At 38.6% G+C, this 16,113-nt stretch carries 30 protein-coding genes; all 30 read right to left on the bottom strand.

The annotated features are described in order from the left end of the window. Nucleotides 1–3 precede the first annotated feature (3 nt). The 30 genes from rpsM to H8744_RS07560 all read right to left on the bottom strand — a co-directional run bounded on the left by rpsM (nucleotide 4) and on the right by H8744_RS07560 (nucleotide 16,109). Nucleotides 4–384 carry a 30S ribosomal protein S13 gene (gene rpsM / locus H8744_RS07705; RefSeq protein ID WP_007212087.1) on the bottom strand — a complete coding sequence of 127 codons (381 nt, stop codon included), beginning with the start codon at nucleotides 382–384 and terminating at the stop codon, nucleotides 4–6. A gap of 33 nt (nucleotides 385–417) precedes the next feature. Next, nucleotides 418–534 carry a type B 50S ribosomal protein L36 gene (gene ykgO, locus H8744_RS07700; RefSeq protein WP_002558051.1) on the bottom strand — a complete coding sequence of 39 codons (117 nt, stop codon included), beginning with the start codon at nucleotides 532–534 and terminating at the stop codon, nucleotides 418–420. Nucleotides 535–543: 9 nt separating this feature from the next. After that, a complete protein-coding gene (infA, locus tag H8744_RS07695; protein ID WP_002558052.1) occupies nucleotides 544–762 on the bottom strand; it encodes a translation initiation factor IF-1 in 219 nt (72 codons plus the stop codon). 1 nt (nucleotide 763) lies between these two features. Next, entirely contained in the window at nucleotides 764–1,561 is a 798-nt protein-coding gene (map, locus tag H8744_RS07690; RefSeq protein ID WP_262434287.1) for a type I methionyl aminopeptidase, read from the bottom strand. A gap of 12 nt (nucleotides 1,562–1,573) precedes the next feature. Next, a complete protein-coding gene (secY, locus tag H8744_RS07685; RefSeq protein ID WP_262434286.1) occupies nucleotides 1,574–2,914 on the bottom strand; it encodes a preprotein translocase subunit SecY in 1,341 nt (446 codons plus the stop codon). Nucleotides 2,915–2,918: 4 nt separating this feature from the next. Further along, nucleotides 2,919–3,365: a 50S ribosomal protein L15 gene (gene rplO, locus H8744_RS07680; RefSeq protein ID WP_262434285.1), complete on the bottom strand. Its 447-nt coding sequence runs from the start codon at nucleotides 3,363–3,365 to the stop codon at nucleotides 2,919–2,921. Nucleotides 3,366–3,395: 30 nt separating this feature from the next. Continuing rightward, nucleotides 3,396–3,572 (bottom strand): 50S ribosomal protein L30, encoded by a 177-nt coding sequence (gene rpmD / locus H8744_RS07675; RefSeq protein WP_262434284.1) that lies wholly within the window; start codon nucleotides 3,570–3,572, stop codon nucleotides 3,396–3,398. Between the two features lie 9 nt (nucleotides 3,573–3,581). Beyond that, complete coding sequence (rpsE, locus tag H8744_RS07670; protein ID WP_262434283.1) at nucleotides 3,582–4,100, bottom strand: 30S ribosomal protein S5; 519 nt, start codon at nucleotides 4,098–4,100, stop codon at nucleotides 3,582–3,584. Nucleotides 4,101–4,105: 5 nt separating this feature from the next. Next, nucleotides 4,106–4,450 (bottom strand): 50S ribosomal protein L18, encoded by a 345-nt coding sequence (gene rplR, locus H8744_RS07665; RefSeq protein ID WP_262434282.1) that lies wholly within the window; start codon nucleotides 4,448–4,450, stop codon nucleotides 4,106–4,108. Nucleotides 4,451–4,471: 21 nt separating this feature from the next. Next, a complete protein-coding gene (gene rplF, locus H8744_RS07660) occupies nucleotides 4,472–5,041 on the bottom strand; it encodes a 50S ribosomal protein L6 (RefSeq protein WP_262434281.1) in 570 nt (189 codons plus the stop codon). 14 nt (nucleotides 5,042–5,055) lie between these two features. After that, nucleotides 5,056–5,451 carry a 30S ribosomal protein S8 gene (rpsH, locus tag H8744_RS07655; RefSeq protein ID WP_262434280.1) on the bottom strand — a complete coding sequence of 132 codons (396 nt, stop codon included), beginning with the start codon at nucleotides 5,449–5,451 and terminating at the stop codon, nucleotides 5,056–5,058. A gap of 52 nt (nucleotides 5,452–5,503) precedes the next feature. Beyond that, nucleotides 5,504–5,803: a 30S ribosomal protein S14 gene (gene rpsN, locus H8744_RS07650; RefSeq protein WP_262434279.1), complete on the bottom strand. Its 300-nt coding sequence runs from the start codon at nucleotides 5,801–5,803 to the stop codon at nucleotides 5,504–5,506. Between the two features lie 5 nt (nucleotides 5,804–5,808). After that, the gene (rplE, locus tag H8744_RS07645; protein ID WP_262434278.1) at nucleotides 5,809–6,366 is read right to left on the bottom strand and encodes a 50S ribosomal protein L5; all 558 of its coding nucleotides are present in this window, start codon (nucleotides 6,364–6,366) and stop codon (nucleotides 5,809–5,811) included. After that, nucleotides 6,366–6,695, bottom strand: a complete 330-nt coding sequence (gene rplX, locus H8744_RS07640; RefSeq protein WP_262434277.1) for a 50S ribosomal protein L24 — start codon at nucleotides 6,693–6,695, stop codon at nucleotides 6,366–6,368. The genes rplE and rplX overlap by 1 nt, the downstream gene beginning before the upstream one ends. Before the next feature lie 20 nt (nucleotides 6,696–6,715). Next, nucleotides 6,716–7,081, bottom strand: coding sequence for a 50S ribosomal protein L14 (rplN, locus tag H8744_RS07635; protein WP_262434276.1), 366 nt, complete (start codon nucleotides 7,079–7,081; stop codon nucleotides 6,716–6,718). 2 nt (nucleotides 7,082–7,083) lie between these two features. After that, nucleotides 7,084–7,353, bottom strand: coding sequence for a 30S ribosomal protein S17 (rpsQ, locus tag H8744_RS07630; RefSeq protein WP_305067351.1), 270 nt, complete (start codon nucleotides 7,351–7,353; stop codon nucleotides 7,084–7,086). Next, nucleotides 7,350–7,547, bottom strand: a complete 198-nt coding sequence (rpmC, locus tag H8744_RS07625) for a 50S ribosomal protein L29 (protein WP_262434274.1) — start codon at nucleotides 7,545–7,547, stop codon at nucleotides 7,350–7,352. Before rpmC ends, rpsQ begins: the two co-directional genes overlap by 4 nt. 5 nt (nucleotides 7,548–7,552) lie before the next feature. Further along, nucleotides 7,553–7,987 (bottom strand): 50S ribosomal protein L16, encoded by a 435-nt coding sequence (gene rplP, locus H8744_RS07620; RefSeq protein WP_262434273.1) that lies wholly within the window; start codon nucleotides 7,985–7,987, stop codon nucleotides 7,553–7,555. A gap of 23 nt (nucleotides 7,988–8,010) precedes the next feature. Then, nucleotides 8,011–8,748: a 30S ribosomal protein S3 gene (rpsC, locus tag H8744_RS07615; protein WP_305067350.1), complete on the bottom strand. Its 738-nt coding sequence runs from the start codon at nucleotides 8,746–8,748 to the stop codon at nucleotides 8,011–8,013. A 10-nt stretch (nucleotides 8,749–8,758) separates the two neighbouring features. Further along, a complete protein-coding gene (gene rplV, locus H8744_RS07610) occupies nucleotides 8,759–9,163 on the bottom strand; it encodes a 50S ribosomal protein L22 (RefSeq protein WP_262434272.1) in 405 nt (134 codons plus the stop codon). A gap of 35 nt (nucleotides 9,164–9,198) precedes the next feature. Beyond that, on the bottom strand, nucleotides 9,199–9,468 hold the full coding sequence (gene rpsS / locus H8744_RS07605) for a 30S ribosomal protein S19 (RefSeq protein WP_249053856.1): 270 nt from the start codon (nucleotides 9,466–9,468) through the stop codon (nucleotides 9,199–9,201). 20 nt (nucleotides 9,469–9,488) lie between these two features. Continuing rightward, the gene (gene rplB / locus H8744_RS07600) at nucleotides 9,489–10,313 is read right to left on the bottom strand and encodes a 50S ribosomal protein L2 (protein ID WP_262434271.1); all 825 of its coding nucleotides are present in this window, start codon (nucleotides 10,311–10,313) and stop codon (nucleotides 9,489–9,491) included. 5 nt (nucleotides 10,314–10,318) lie between these two features. After that, nucleotides 10,319–10,609: a 50S ribosomal protein L23 gene (rplW, locus tag H8744_RS07595; RefSeq protein WP_262434270.1), complete on the bottom strand. Its 291-nt coding sequence runs from the start codon at nucleotides 10,607–10,609 to the stop codon at nucleotides 10,319–10,321. A gap of 16 nt (nucleotides 10,610–10,625) precedes the next feature. Next, nucleotides 10,626–11,252 carry a 50S ribosomal protein L4 gene (rplD, locus tag H8744_RS07590; RefSeq protein WP_262434269.1) on the bottom strand — a complete coding sequence of 209 codons (627 nt, stop codon included), beginning with the start codon at nucleotides 11,250–11,252 and terminating at the stop codon, nucleotides 10,626–10,628. Then, the gene (rplC, locus tag H8744_RS07585) at nucleotides 11,252–11,869 is read right to left on the bottom strand and encodes a 50S ribosomal protein L3 (protein ID WP_262434268.1); all 618 of its coding nucleotides are present in this window, start codon (nucleotides 11,867–11,869) and stop codon (nucleotides 11,252–11,254) included. The genes rplD and rplC overlap by 1 nt, the downstream gene beginning before the upstream one ends. Nucleotides 11,870–11,887: 18 nt before the next feature. Beyond that, the gene (gene rpsJ / locus H8744_RS07580) at nucleotides 11,888–12,193 is read right to left on the bottom strand and encodes a 30S ribosomal protein S10 (protein WP_002558075.1); all 306 of its coding nucleotides are present in this window, start codon (nucleotides 12,191–12,193) and stop codon (nucleotides 11,888–11,890) included. Between the two features lie 85 nt (nucleotides 12,194–12,278). Then, the gene (gene fusA, locus H8744_RS07575) at nucleotides 12,279–14,396 is read right to left on the bottom strand and encodes an elongation factor G (RefSeq protein ID WP_262434267.1); all 2,118 of its coding nucleotides are present in this window, start codon (nucleotides 14,394–14,396) and stop codon (nucleotides 12,279–12,281) included. Nucleotides 14,397–14,449: 53 nt separating this feature from the next. Next, nucleotides 14,450–14,926, bottom strand: coding sequence for a 30S ribosomal protein S7 (gene rpsG, locus H8744_RS07570; RefSeq protein ID WP_262434266.1), 477 nt, complete (start codon nucleotides 14,924–14,926; stop codon nucleotides 14,450–14,452). 137 nt (nucleotides 14,927–15,063) lie between these two features. Continuing rightward, complete coding sequence (gene rpsL / locus H8744_RS07565; RefSeq protein ID WP_002558078.1) at nucleotides 15,064–15,474, bottom strand: 30S ribosomal protein S12; 411 nt, start codon at nucleotides 15,472–15,474, stop codon at nucleotides 15,064–15,066. A gap of 314 nt (nucleotides 15,475–15,788) precedes the next feature. Beyond that, on the bottom strand, nucleotides 15,789–16,109 hold the full coding sequence (locus tag H8744_RS07560) for a DUF3467 domain-containing protein (RefSeq protein ID WP_262434265.1): 321 nt from the start codon (nucleotides 16,107–16,109) through the stop codon (nucleotides 15,789–15,791). Nucleotides 16,110–16,113 lie beyond the last annotated feature (4 nt).

Genomic DNA, 16,113 nt, shown 5'->3' with positions numbered 1-16,113 from the left:
TTATTATTTAGTAGCTTTTTTCTTATTAGCAACGGTTTTCTTTCTACCCTTACGAGTACGTGCGTTATTCTTTGTACTCTGACCTCTAACGGGTAATCCAATACGATGACGTACACCACGGTAACAACCTATGTCCATTAATCGCTTAATGTTTAACTGCACTTCAGAACGTAGATCTCCTTCAACTTTAAATTCTGCACCGATGATCTCACGAATCTTTGCAGCCTGATCATCTGTCCAGTCTTTCACCTTCAAATCTTTGTCTACACCAGCCTTATCTAAAATTTTTGCTGAACTACTACGACCTATACCATATATATAGGTCAACGCAACCTCACCTCTCTTATTCTGAGGCAAATCTACACCAACTATTCTTATAGCCATATACTAAATTATTTTTTTTGCAAAAATAATAAATTATCCTTGACGTTGTTTATACTTAGGATTTTTCTTGTTAATAACATACAAACGGCCATTACGTCTAACGATCTTACATTCTGGCGTACGTTTCTTTAATGATGCTCTTACTTTCATATCTAATTTTTATTTATATCTAAATACAATTCTTCCTTTCGATAAGTCGTAAGGTGACATTTCAACTCTTACTTTATCTCCTGGTAAAATCTTAATATAATGCATTCTCATTTTACCAGAGATATGAGCAGTAATCTCATGTCCGTTTTCTAATTCAACACGAAACATTGCATTGGACAATGCTTCAACTATAACTCCATCTTGTTCTATTGCAGATTGCTTTGCCATACTATATTGCTTTATCTCCTAAAACTTCTTCAATGAATTTAAATGATGAAAGAATATCCGCTTCACCTGCACCCACTGCAATCGTATGCTCAAAGTGTGCAGCAAATTTCCGATCTCTTGTTCTCACTGTCCACCCGTCACCTTCCATTATCACTTGTCGGTCACCCAAAGTTATCATTGGTTCAATCGCAATACAAAGTCCTTTTTTTAAAAGCGTACCATATCCCCGTTTACCGTAATTAGGCACTTGAGGATCTTCGTGCATTTCTTTACCAATGCCATGGCCAACAAATTCACGTACTACACCATAAGAATGTGACTCACAATATTGCTGAATAGCATATCCAATATCACCAATTCTTTTTCCTTGTATTGCATTTTGGATTCCGATATATAATGCCTCCTTTGTAACTCTCAACAAATCACGAACTTCTTTGTCCACTTCACCCACGCAAAAAGTGTAAGCTGAGTCACCACAGAAACCATTCATATAAGTACCACAATCAACTGAAACAATGTCACCTTCTTTTAGGACAATATCTCCTGGAATACCATGCACTACTTGTTCGTTAACGGAAGTGCATATAGAAGCTGGAAATGGATCCCCATATTGATTAGGAAAGCCCTTAAAAGTTGGAATAGCACCATTATCTCTAATAAACTCTTCTGCAACTTTATCCAGTTCACATGTAGTAACTCCCGGCTTTACTATCTTAGCTATTTCAGCTAATGTTTTCCCTACAAGTAGATTACTCTGACGGAGCAACTCTATTTCATCTTCTGTCTTAAGAAATATCATTTCTCCACAATATTAATATGCAGCTACACCAGCACGACCTTTAATACGACCTGATTTCAACAAACCGTCATAATGTCTCATCAACAAATGACTTTCAATCTGTTGCAGCGTATCAAGAACAACACCTACAAGAATCAACAAGGATGTACCACCGAAGAATTGAGCAAATTCAGCTTTCACACCAAATACACCCGCAAAAGCAGGCATAATAGCAATCAAAGCCAGGAAGAACGAACCAGGTAAAGTGATACGCGACATAATTGTATCAATATACTCAGCTGTCTGCTTTCCAGGTTTAATACCAGGAATGAAACCATTATTTCTCTTCATATCTTCTGCCATCTGGGTCGGATTTATTGTAATAGCCGTATAGAAATACGTAAACAATATAATCATAATGGCAAAAATCAGATTATACCAAAAACCAGTATGATCAACTAATGCATGCGCTATACCACTTGTTGCATTATTAGAATAACCAATAAAAGCAATAGGTATGAACATAATTGCTTGAGCAAAAATGATAGGCATTACGTTAGCAGCATTAACCTTCAAAGGAATATACTGTCTTGCGCCACCATACTGTTTATTTCCTACAATCCTCTTAGCATACTGCACTGGTATTTTACGCGCTCCCTGTACTAGCATAATAGCAGCAGCAATAACCAACAAAAGGAAAACAGCTTCAAACAAGAACATAATCAAACCTCCTGCACCTGGCGAGGAAAGTCTTGACACAACTTCCTGAAATAAAGCTTGCGGTAAACGCGCAATAATACCAATCATAATGATCAATGAAATACCGTTACCTATACCTTTATCTGTGATTCTTTCACCAAGCCACAAAATGAACATACTTCCTGCAGCAAGTATAATAGTAGAAGTAACCATGAACAGAGTCCAATCTAATGAAGCATTTAAAGAAGATCCAGCCTGCATTTTAAGATTGAGCAAATAAGAAGGAGCCTGAACCAGCAAAATCAGAATCGTCAAATAACGAGTATACTGATTCATCTTTCTTCTGCCGCTCTCACCTTCTCGTTGTAATTTCTGAAAATAAGGAACCGCAATTCCTAGCAACTGGATAACGATAGATGCAGAGATATAAGGCATGATTCCTAATGCAAATATAGATGCATTAGAAAAAGCTCCTCCTGAGAACATGTTTAACAAGGCTAAAAGGCCTTCGCTTGTTTGCTTATGTAGTTGTGCGAGCATAGCCGGATTAATACCCGGTAACACAACATACGAACCAAAACGGTAAATCGCCACAAACAATATGGTAATGAGGATCCGTTGTCTCAGATCCTCAATTTTCCATATATTCTTTAATGTTTCAATAGCTTTTCTCATTGAATCAGAGTTTTACTACAGTTCCACCTACAGCTTCGATAGCAGCTGTTGCAGTCTTAGAGAATGCATGAGCTTCCACGTTAAGCTTAGTAGTCAAAGTTCCGTTTCCTAATACTTTTACCAACTGGGTTGAAGAAATAAATCCAGCTTCGATAAATTCATTAACACCAACTTTATCCAAATTCTTAGCTTCTGCCAATTTTTGGATAGTGTCAAGATTAATAGCTTTATACTCTACGCGATTGATATTCTTAAAACCAAATTTTGGTACACGACGTTGAAGGGGCATCTGTCCACCTTCAAAACCGATTTTCTTAGAGTATCCGGATCTTGATTTAGCTCCTTTATGACCTCTTGTAGAAGTTCCTCCTAAACCAGAACCCGGTCCACGACCGATTCTTTTTCTTGTTTTAGTAGAACCCTCTGCAGGTTTTAAATTACTTAAGTTCATATTGTAATTCGTTTTATATTCAACAAATAATTACTTAACAATGGCAACCAAGTGTTTAACCTTATCTACCATTCCAAGAATCGAAGGAGTTTCTTCGTGTTCAACAATGCGGTTCAATTTACGAAGTCCCAGTGCATCAAGAGTTCTTTTTTGATCAGCTGGAGCACCAATTCTACTTTTAACTTGTTTGATCTTTATAGTTGACATATCTCCTCCTTATCCTCTAAATACTTTTTCAACACTAATACCTCTATTTTGAGCAACCATTCTTGCATCTCGCATTTCACTTAAAGCCAAAATTGTAGCTTTTACTAAGTTATGCGGATTTGAAGAGCCCTTCGACTTAGCCAAAACATCAGTAACACCAACGCTTTCCAATACAGCACGCATAGCACCACCAGCCACAACGCCAGTACCATGAGATGCGGGTTTAATAAATACCTCAGCACCACCATATCTTGCTGATTGTTCATGAGGCACTGTACCTTTCAATACCGGAACTCTAACCAAATTTTTCTTGGCAGATTCAACACCTTTAGCGATAGCAGCTGTTACTTCCCCTGCTTTACCAAGTCCCCAACCGATGATTCCTTCTTCGTTACCTACAACAACAATTGCAGAGAAACTAAAAGTTCTACCACCTTTGGTTACCTTCGTAACACGATTGATAGCAACCAGTCTATCTTTTAATTCTATATCGTTAGAAATCTTAACTCTATTATTAACTCCTGCCATAATGATTAAAATTTAAGTCCACCGTTACGAGCAGCATCAGCCACTTCTTTTACTCTCCCATGATACAAGTAACCATTACGGTCGAAAACAACAGTAGTTATACCTGCTTCCTGAGCCTTCTTAGCGATCATCTCTCCCACTTTAGCAGCCATCTCTTTTTTAGGTAACTTCTCAGTTAAACCTAAAGACGATGCAGCAGCTAAGGTTTTGCCTGACAAATCGTCGATAACTTGAACATAGATTTGCTTATTACTTCTAAATACACTCATACGCGGACATGCAGCAGTACCTGACACTTTATTGCGTACTCTATATTTGATTTTAATTCGTCTTTCTATTTTTGTTGTCATGATAATATAAATTTATTTAATTTACTTAGCGCCGGCTGATTTACCAGACTTTCTGCGAATTTCCTCGCCAACAAACTTAATACCTTTACCCTTATATGGTTCAGGTTTACGGAAAGAACGTATTTTAGAGCAAACTTGACCAAGTAATTGTTTATCGCAAGACTCTAATATAATAAGAGGATTCTTATTTCTTTCAGATTTTGTCTCTACTTTAATTTCAGAAGGCAACTGTAAAAAGATATTATGAGTATATCCTAAGGCCAATTCTATAATATTTCCTTGGTTAGATGCACGATAACCAACGCCAACAAGCTCAAGTTCCTTTTTATATCCTTCTGATACACCCACAACCATATTATGAACTAAAGAACGATACAAGCCGTGGAAAGCGTGCTTTTGTTTTGGATTATCAATCATTGCACTTTCGTTTTCTGTCAAAACGATATGTCCGTCCTCAATGACAACATTGATAGCAGGATTCACATATTGACTCATCTCACCTTTTGGTCCCTTAACGGTAACCACATCATCTTTCAGAGTAACTGTTACTCCAGCGGGGATACTAATGGGTAATTTTCCTATTCTTGACATTGCTTTTCCTCCTATTAATATACATAACACAAAACTTCACCACCAATTTTCAGATCGGCAGCTTCTTTGTTTGTCATTACACCCTTGGAAGTAGATATTATAGCAATACCCAAACCATTAATAACACGCGGCATATCTTTATAACCAGTGTACCTACGTAAACCCGGAGAAGATACTCTTTCAAGTTTTTTGATTGCGTTAACCTTGTTAACCGAATCATACTTCAAGGCAACTTTAATAGTTCCCTGAGGACCATCTTCTACAAACTTGTAATTAAGAATGTAGCCTTTCTCAAAAAGAATCTTAGTGATTTCTTTTTTCAAATTTGAAGCAGGAACTTCAACCACTCTGTGTTTTGCTTGAATAGCGTTCCTCAACCTCGTTAAATAATCTGCTATTGGATCAGTCATATAAAAAATAATTAAATTAATCAGGACTTCCCTGACAATATTTAAAAAACAATTACCAGCTTGCTTTCTTTACACCTGGAATAAGGCCATTTGATGCCATTTCACGGAACTGAATTCTTGAAATTCCGAATTGACGGATGTATCCTTTCGGACGACCAGTCAGTTTGCAACGGTTGTGCATACGAATCGGATTTGCATTTTTCGGCAGTTCCTGCAATTTTTGTGCTGCCTCATAAGCATCTACAGGATCACCCGTTCTTACTATTTGCTTTAAAGCAGCTCTCTTGGCGGCATATTTGGCTACTAATTTAGCACGCTTTACTTCGCGTGCTTTCATTGATTCCTTTGCCATATTTATCAGTCTTTTTTAACGTTTTTAAACGGTAAACCGAATTCTTTCAACAAGGCATAACCTTCTTCATCTGTGTTCGCAGAGGTTACAAAGGTAATATTCATTCCGAGAATTCTTGTAATACTATCGATATTTATTTCAGGGAAAATGATTTGTTCCTGAATACCAAGGGTATAATTCCCCATTCCATCGAATTTACTTTCAATACCTTTAAAGTCACGGATACGAGGCAACGCCACACGAACCAACTTTTCAAGGAATTCATACATTCTTTCGCGACGCAGAGTAACCATAACTCCGATCGGCATTTTCTTACGCAGCTTAAAGTTAGCGATATCTTTACGAGAGATAGTTGCTACAGCTTTCTGACCGGTAATAGCAGTCAACTCGTTAATTGCTACTTCAATAATTTTCTTATCGGCCACAGCCATACCTAACCCCTGATTGATAACAATCTTCTTAAGTACGGGTACCTGCATCGATGAAGAGTACTGGAATTGTGACTTCAGCGCAGGCGCAATACGCTCTGCATATTCTTTCTTAAGGCTTGCAGTATTACTCATTACTTAATCTCCTCTCCTGATTTTTTAGAAATACGCACTATAGTTCTTTTACCATCCAAAGAACTTACTTTTCTACCAACACGCGTTGCTTTACCAGTTTTTGGATCAACCGGGTTCAAGTTTGAAATATGGATAGCAGCTTCTTGCTTTACTATACCACCCTGCGGGTTCTTAGCATTTGGTTTTGTGCTTTTTGATACCATATTGATACCTTCAACCAATGCACGTCCTTCTTTAACAAGAACCTTCAATACGCGACCAGTCTTACCTTTGTCTTCACCAGCATTTACGTAAACTGTATCGCCTTTTTTTATATGTAATTTACTCATTACTTAAATCTTTTACAAAATTAAAGTACCTCAGGCGCAAGTGACACAACTTTCATGTTAGTAGCACGAAGTTCACGAGCTACCGGACCGAAAATACGACTACCTCTAATTTCACCTGCATTATTTAACAAAACACAAGCGTTATCATCAAAACGTATATAAGAACCATCGGGACGACGGATTTCTTTCTTAGTACGTACGATCAAAGCTTTAGACACTGCACCTTTTTTAATATCACCCGAAGGAATGACGCTCTTTACAGAAACGACTATAACATCCCCTACTGAAGCATAGCGACGTCCTGTACCGCCTAAAACGCGAATACAGAGTGCCTCTTTAGCGCCACTGTTGTCACATACTGTAAGTCTGGATTCTACTTGTATCATAATTACTTAGCTCTTTCAATTATTTCTACTAATCTCCATCTCTTAGTCTTGCTCAAAGGACGAGTTTCCATAATGCGTACTGTATCACCTACATTGCATTCATTCTTTTCATCGTGAGCATGGTATTTTTTCGTTTTACTAACGAATTTACCATATATAGGGTGTTTTTCCTTGAATTTGGCAGCAACAGTAATGGTTTTATCCATTTTATTGCTCAATACAACACCTGTTCTTTCTTTTCTTAAATTTCTTGCTTCCATCGAGCTGATCATTTATTGTTAAGTTCTCTTTCGCGCATCACAGTTTTCATACGCGCAATAGTCCTGCGTAACTGTTTAATTTGCGCAGGGTTTTCCAAAGGAGAAATAGAATGATTGATAACCATTTGGTTATAATTCACCACTTCTGCTTCTATTCTCTCTGCTAAGTCAGCAGTAGACATCTCTTTAATTTCTGCAATTTTCATAAACGTTACGCATTTTGATTTTGAATATCATAATCACGTCTCACTACAAATTTTGTAGTGATAGGAAGTTTTTGAGCAGCTAAGCGAAGAGCCTCTTTCGCAACATCGAAAGGTACGCCTTCAGCCTCAATAATAATTCTACCCGGAGTAACAGGAGCTACGAATCCTTCGGGGCTACCTTTACCTTTACCCATACGCACATCAGCAGGTTTTCTAGTGATTGGTTTATCCGGGAATATACGAATCCAAATTTGTCCCTGACGTTGCATATATCTTGTAACTGCAATACGAGCAGCTTCAATCTGGCGGCCTGTGATCCATTTTGTTTCCAAAGCCTTAATTCCAAAAGAGCCGAAAGCCAACTGGTTACCTCTCTGAGCAACACCTTTCTGACGGCCTTTCTGTTGTCTTCTGAATTTTGTCTTTTTCGGTTGTAACATAGTTTCCTAAAATTCAAATTCGTTTAGCGATTATTTTTCTTTCTTTTGAAGTTCTTTCCGCCGCCGTTGTTGTTTCCACCATTGTTTCCACGACCACTTTCTTTGCTTTGTGTAAAGTTCGGAGCCAATTCTTTCTTGCCAAACACTTCACCTCTACAAATCCAAACTTTAATACCGAGAAGACCAACTTTTGTCAATGCTTCTGCATGACAGTAGTCAATGTCTGCTCTAAAAGTGTGTAACGGAGTCCTTCCTTCCTTATACATTTCAGAACGTGCCATTTCAGCTCCATTCAAGCGTCCTGAAATCTGAATTTTGATACCTTCAGCCCCCATACGCATTGTATTTGCGATAGCCATCTTGATGGCACGGCGGTAGGCAATCTTTCCCTCGACCTGACGAGCAATGTTGTTAGCAACAATTACAGCATCCAGTTCCGGTCTTTTCACTTCAAAGATATTGATCTGAATATCTTTATCGGTAACCTTCTTCAACTCCTCTTTCAATTTATCAACTTCTTGGCCACCTTTACCGATAATAATTCCCGGACGAGCAGTGCAAACAGTAATAGTAATGAGTTTCAACGTACGTTCAATTACGATTCTTGAAACACTTGCTTTTGCAAGTCTTGCATTAAGATATTTACGGATTTTGCTATCTTCCAGCAAAGAATCACCGTAATCATTTCCACCGTACCAGTTAGAATCCCATCCTCTGATAATTCCTAAACGGTTGCTTATTGGATTAACTTTTTGTCCCATCTACCTTAATTTAATCTTCGTTATTACTTTTAGAATCAACGAACAACGTCACGTGATTTGAACGTTTACGGATTCTGTAACCTCTACCCTGCGGAGCCGGTCTCATTCTTTTGAGCGTAGCACCACCATCAACAAAAATCTTAGTTACATATAATTCACCGCTTTCAGCTTTACGTTCGTTTTTCTGCTCCCAATTAGCTATCGCAGAGCGTAGTAATTTCTCCACTCTTGCTGCAGCTTCTTTTGAAGAAAACTTCAAAACGCCAAGTGCTCTGTTCACTTCCATCCCGCGAATCATGTCAGCCACGAGACGCATTTTGCGAGGAGAAGTAGGAACATTTTGCAATTTAGCAAAATACATGGTCTTAAGGGCTTCTTTTCTTTTATCAGCCGATATTTTTTTTCTTGCTCCCATTATATTTATTACTTTATTATTTCAGATAAATCCTGTTATTTTTTCTTATTACCAGCGTGTCCTCTGAAAGTACGAGTTGGGGCAAATTCACCCAACTTGTGACCTACCATATTTTCGGTAACGTATACAGGAATAAATTTATTTCCGTTATGAACTGCAACTGTATGGCCTACAAAATCAGGCGAAATCATTGAAGCTCTGGCCCAAGTCTTAACAACAACCTTCTTGCCTGATTCATTCATAGCAAGAATCTTCTTCTCAAGCTTAACGTTAATATACGGACCTTTTTTTAATGAACGACTCATAGTTTACTCAATTAATCAGATTACTTCTTTCTTCTCTCTATAATATACTTAGATGATTGTTTCTTAGGAGCTCTAGTCTTAAGTCCCTTAGCATACAATCCCTTACGAGATCTTGGGTGTCCTCCGGAAGCACGTCCTTCACCACCACCCATAGGATGATCAACCGGGTTCATCACAACACCACGGTTACGAGGACGACGTCCTAACCAACGAGAACGTCCTGCTTTACCTGAACTTTCCAATCCATGATCCGAATTACCTACACTACCGATAGTAGCTTTACAAGTGCTAAGTATCTGTCTAACTTCACCTGAAGGCAATTTAATAACACAGTATTTACCCTCTCTTGAAGTTAACTGAGCAAAATTACCAGCCGAACGAACCAAAGCAGCACCCTGCCCCGGACGTAATTCAATATTATGAATCACAGTACCGACAGGAATATTCTGAAGAGGAAGTGCATTACCAATCTCTGGCGCTGCATTTTCACCTGACATCAAAGTCGCACCAACTTGCAATCCATTGGGAGCAATAATATATCTTTTTTCTCCATCAGCATAAAACAACAAAGCGATACGAGCCGAACGATTCGGATCGTATTCTATAGTTTTCACAACTGCTGGAACACCGTCTTTATTTCTCTTGAAATCGACAATTCTGATCACCTTTCTATGGCCGCCACCTATGTAGCGCATGGTCATCTTACCTTCGTTGTTACGACCTCCTGATGATTTCTTACCATATACAAGAGACTTTTCTGGTACTGATGCAGTAATTTCTTCGAAAGTACCAATAATTTTATGTCTTTGCCCCGGTGTTGTGGGCTTAAATTTACGTACTGCCATTTTTATTAAATATTGCTATAAAAATCAATAGTATCTCCTTCTTTCAATGTTACAATCGCTTTTTTGAAAGCGTTTGTACGGCCATTGATGATACCTGCCTTCGTATAACGGCTCTTATTCTTGCCGGCATATCTAGCCGTATTCACATCAACCACTGTAACATTATAAAGGGCTTCAACTTCATTCTTAATTTCCAGTTTGTTAGCTTCAGGACGCACAACAAAGCCAAAACGATTCAGCTTATCAGTTATTGCAGTCATTTTTTCTGTCACCAACGGTTTAATAATAATTCCCATTATTTAAGCCTCCTTTTTAAATTAAGATATTGTCAATAGCTTTCAAAGAGTTTTCAGTAAGCACAACAACCCCAGCATTCAATACTCTGTAAGTATTTAATCCTGAGATAGTCTGCACATTAGCACCCTCAATGTTACGAGCTGACAAATATACGTTTTTATTTGCTTCTGGTAAAATTACAAGCAGTTTTTTATCAGAAACTTTAAGATTTTTTGTCATTGCAACGAAATCCTTTGTCTTCGGAGCCTCAAAAGTGAAGTCCTCAACTACAACAATCCCATTGTTTTGAGCTTTATAAGACAAAGCAGACTTACGAGCCAATGTCTTAACTTTTTTATTCAACTTGAAGTAGTAGTCTCTCGGCTTCGGACCGAATACACGTCCACCACCAACAAGTACTGGAGAATTCATGTCTCCACGACGCGCACCACCGCCACCTTTCTGACGACCGATTTTACGAGTAGATCCACTGATTTCACTTCTTTCTTTTGATTTATGAGTACCCTGACGCTGATTAGCCATAAATTGCTTTACGTCCAAATAGATAGCATGGTCGTTGGGCTCAATTCCGAAGATAGATTCGTTTAACGTAACCTTTCTCCCAGTGTCTTCACCTTTAATGTTATATACGTTAACTTCCATTATTTCTCAATTAATACGATTGAACCTTTGCAACCAGGGATAGAACCTTTAATCAAAAGAAGGTTATGTTCCGCGATTACTTTTAATACCTGTAAGTTTTGAACAGTGACTCTTTCACCACCCATTTGTCCACCCATACGCATTCCTTTGAATACTTTTGCAGGATAAGAACAAGCACCGATAGAACCCGGCTTACGAGCACGGTTGTGCTGACCATGTGTAGACTGGCCTACACCGCCAAAGCCATGCCTTTTAACAACACCCTGGAAACCTTTACCCTTGGAAGTCCCGACAACATCAACATAATCTGTACCATCAAACAACTCCACGGTAACCGTATCACCCAGATTTAACTCATTTTCAAATTCTTTGAACTCGGCCAAGTGTCTCTTCGGTGTTACTCCAGCTCTTTTAAAATGTCCCATCAACGGCTTAGTTGTATGTTTTTCCTTTTTGTCCTGGAAACCCAACTGAACAGCAGCATAGCCATCTTTCTCTACAGTCTTAACCTGAGTAACAACACAAGGACCTGCTTCGATAACAGTGCATGGTACATTCTTACCATCGGCACTGAAAACGGATGTCATTCCGATTTTTTTTCCTAATAATCCTGGCATTTCACTAATTTTTAATTATCAAACTTTAATTTCCACTTCTACACCACTCGGTAACTCCAACTTCATCAGAGCATCTACCGTCTTAGCTGTTGAACTATAGATATCGATCAATCTTTTATAAGATGAGAGTTCAAACTGCTCACGAGACTTTTTATTTACGAAAGTCGAGCGATTGACAGTAAAAATACGTTTGTGCGTTGGAAGGGGTATCGGACCACTAACAATAGCACCGGTAGCCTTCACAGTTCTCACAATCTTCTCAGCTGACTTGTCAACCAAGTTGTGGTCATAAGATTTCAGTTTAATTCTAATTTTCTGACTCATTGTTTTTTGTTATTAATAAGTATATAAATAGGATAAAGCGGCAGGCTAAGAGTCATTCGCTAGCCTGCAGCTTCAGATATTTTCGTTAAATCAAATCAGCACGTCCCTTAACTTCTTCTAATACAGCCTTAGCAATAGAATTAGAGACCTGAGCATGATGAGAGTAAACCATTGAAGAAGTTGCACGTCCTGAAGTAATAGTACGTAAAGCAGTCACATATCCGAACATTTCTGCCAACGGTACCATTGCCTTAACAATACGAGCACCTGAACGACTCGACTCCATTCCTTCAACTTGCCCACGGCGCTTATTCAAGTCACCAATAACATCACCCATGTTTTCTTCCGGAGTTACAACTTCCAGTTTCATGATAGGCTCCATTAAAACAGGACCCGCCTTAGCACAAGCATTTCTATAAGCCTGAATAGCACAAATTTCAAAAGACAACTGGTCAGAATCCACCGGGTGGAACGAGCCATCAACCAAAGTCACCTTCAGTGAATCAAGAGGATAACCGGCCAAAACGCCATTTTTCATTGCTGTTGTAAAACCTTTCTGTACAGCAGGGATAAATTCTTTGGGAATATTACCTCCCTTTACTTCATCAACAAACTGTAATCCGCCTTCTTTAAAATCCTCATCAACCGGACCGATGTTCACAATGATGTCAGCAAATTTACCACGACCACCAGATTGTTTTTTGTAAACTTCACGCAAGTTAACTGTCTTAGTGATAGCCTCTTTGTAGTTAACCTGAGGTTTACCTTGATTACACTCTACTTTGAACTCACGTTTAAGACGGTCAATAATAATATCTAAGTGAAGCTCGCCCATACCCGAAATAACCGTCTGGCCTGTTTGCTCGTCAGTTTTAACAGTAAACGTCGGATCTTCTTCAGCCAATTTAGCCAAACCGTTAGACAGCTTATCCATATCTTTCTGAGTCTTAGGCTCTACAGCAATACCGATTACTGGTTCCGGGAAGTCCATAGATTCAAGTACAATAGGTGCCGATTCATCACACAACGTATCTCCTGTATGTATATCTTTAAAACCTACACCAGCACCAATATCACCAGCACCAATTACATCTACCGGATTTTGTTTATTTGAGTGCATCTGGAAGAGACGAGAAACACGTTCTTTTTTACCAGAGCGAGAGTTATAAATATATGAACCAGATTCAATCTTACCCGAATATACACGGAAGAAAGTCAAACGGCCTACATACGGGTCAGTTGCAATCTTAAATGCCAAAGCCGAAGTCTTATCGTCATCACTTGGTTTACGTTCTTCCTCAGCACCTGTATTAGGATTGGTACCGATCACATTTTCCGCATCCAAAGGAGAAGGCAAGAAAGCACAAACATAATCAAGCAACGTCTGTACACCTTTGTTCTTAAATGAAGAGCCACAAAGCATCGGAACTATAGCCATCTTAACAGTAGCATTACGGAGAGCTCTCAGAATCTCTTCTTCAGTGATAGTAGAAGGATCATCAAAATATTTCTCCATCAAAGCATCATCAAATTCAGCTACTTTTTCCAACATCTTATCTCTCCACTCATTAGCTTCATCAACCAAATTTGCAGGGATCTCTTCAGTTGTATAGTCGGCTCCCATGGTTTCATCATGCCAGTAGATCGCTTTCATTTTAACTAAATCTACCAAACCTTTGAAAGTTTCTTCGGCACCGATAGGGATAACAACCGGACAAGGATTAGCACCCAAAACAGCCTTCATTTGACGCACTACTTCAAAGAAGTCAGCACCTGAACGGTCCATTTTGTTCACATATGCAATACGCGGCACGTTATATTTGTCAGCTTGGCGCCATACCGTTTCCGACTGTGGCTCAACACCACCTACAGCACAATAAGCTGCGACTGCGCCATCAAGCACACGAAGTGAACGTTCCACTTCGGCAGTAAAGTCAACGTGTCCCGGAGTGTCAATCAAGTTAATTTTATAAGTTTCATTACCATACTTCCAACGAGTTGTAGTAGCAGCAGAAGTAATAGTAATACCACGTTCCTGCTCCTGTTCCATCCAGTCCATTGTAGCAGCACCATCATGCACCTCACCTATTTTATGAGTTAATCCGGTGTAAAATAGGATACGTTCGGAAGTAGTTGTTTTTCCGGCATCAATGTGAGCCATGATACCGATATTGCGGGTTAAATGTAAATCTTGTTTAGCCATTTTCTTATTCTTTTACTTTAAGTTTTTAATCTAATAGGTTATTCTTAATAGTATTAGAATCTGAAATGAGCAAATGCACGGTTAGCTTCTGCCATTCTATGCATATCTTCTTTACGTTTATATGCACCTCCCTGTTCATTGAATGCATCCATAATTTCAGCGGCCAACTTATCAGCCATGGATTTACCACCTCTCTTACGGGCGTAAAGAATAAGATTCTTCATAGAAATTGACTCTTTACGATCCGGACGGATTTCTGTAGGTACTTGGAAAGTTGCTCCCCCCACACGACGTGATTTTACTTCAACTTGTGGAGTTACATTATCCAATGCTTTTTTCCATATTTCAAGAGCGGATTTCTCTTCATTAGGAAGTTTAGCTTTAACTGTTTCTAAAGCTGCGTAAAAGATTTCGTAAGATGTATTCTTCTTTCCATCATACATCAGATGATTTACGAATTTTGAAACCTTTTGGTCATTGAACACGGGATCCGGCAGGATTACGCGTTTTTTTGGTTTTGCTTTTCTCATTTGTTTGAAAAATAATGTTTTTGTTCTTGGCTGTCTATTTCTTGACGTCTTCAATTTTCCCTCCGAAAAATTTACTCAACCTTTATAGCTTATTCCAACAAACTAAAACGAAAGTTATTACTACTAAATACTATGTTTTATTTTTTCTTTCCTTTTGCAGGAGCTGCTGCCTGTCCTGGTTTCGGACGTTTTGCACCATATTTAGAGCGTCTTTGAGTACGTCCAGCTACACCTGCCGTATCAAGTGTCCCCCGAACGATATGATAACGAACACCCGGAAGGTCTTTCACACGACCGCCACGTACCAATACGATTGAGTGTTCCTGCAAGTTATGTCCTTCTCCCGGAATATACGAATTGACTTCTTTTTGGTTAGTCAAACGTACACGGGCAACTTTACGCATTGCAGAGTTCGGTTTTTTCGGAGTGGTTGTGTACACTCTTACGCAAACGCCACGTCTTTGAGGACATGAGTCCAAGGCCGGAGATTTACTTTTCTCCACCAGCACTTCGCGTCCTTTTCTTACTAATTGCTGAATTGTAGGCATGTTAAAATTGTTTTTTTAATTTATATTATTATTCTATTTATTTCGTAACTATACATTTCGGGCTGCAAAAATACGAATAATATTTGAACGAACAATGGCTTACAGCAATATTTTTAGAAAAAACTCATTCATAACCAGCTTACTGGCATCAAACAAAAGAAATGACGAATCATATTTGTCACAACATATGAACTCTCATCCACATGTTTGATAAACCATAGAAAATACCTAATATAAAAGACCGGTCCTTGGTTTTAGATTTATAATTCAAAAACCAAAGACCAGCCTTTTATAATCAATGCTTATCGATTGTGTTATGCTTCTCCTTTAAAATCTGAAATTGGTGGAATAAACATGTCACCTTTGACTTCACCCGGCATACGTATTTCACCAAATACACGTTCATATTTAGCTATATTTTCCTGTAAAGCGCGTAACAAACGTTTTGCATGTTCAGGAGCAAGCACTATGCGTGATTGAACACTAGCTTTAGGTACCCCTGGCATTACACGTACAAAATCGAGAATAAATTCCGAACTTGAATGAGTAATAATAGCCAAATTAGCGTAAGTCCCTTGTGCGACTTCTTCTTTCAGTTCTATCTGTAACTGATTGTTTGGATTTTGATTTTCCATAATA

The organism is Jilunia laotingensis (assembly GCF_014385165.1).
Lineage (GTDB): Bacteria > Bacteroidota > Bacteroidia > Bacteroidales > Bacteroidaceae > Bacteroides > Bacteroides laotingensis.
This window is presented reverse-complemented; position numbering and strand designations above follow the sequence as displayed.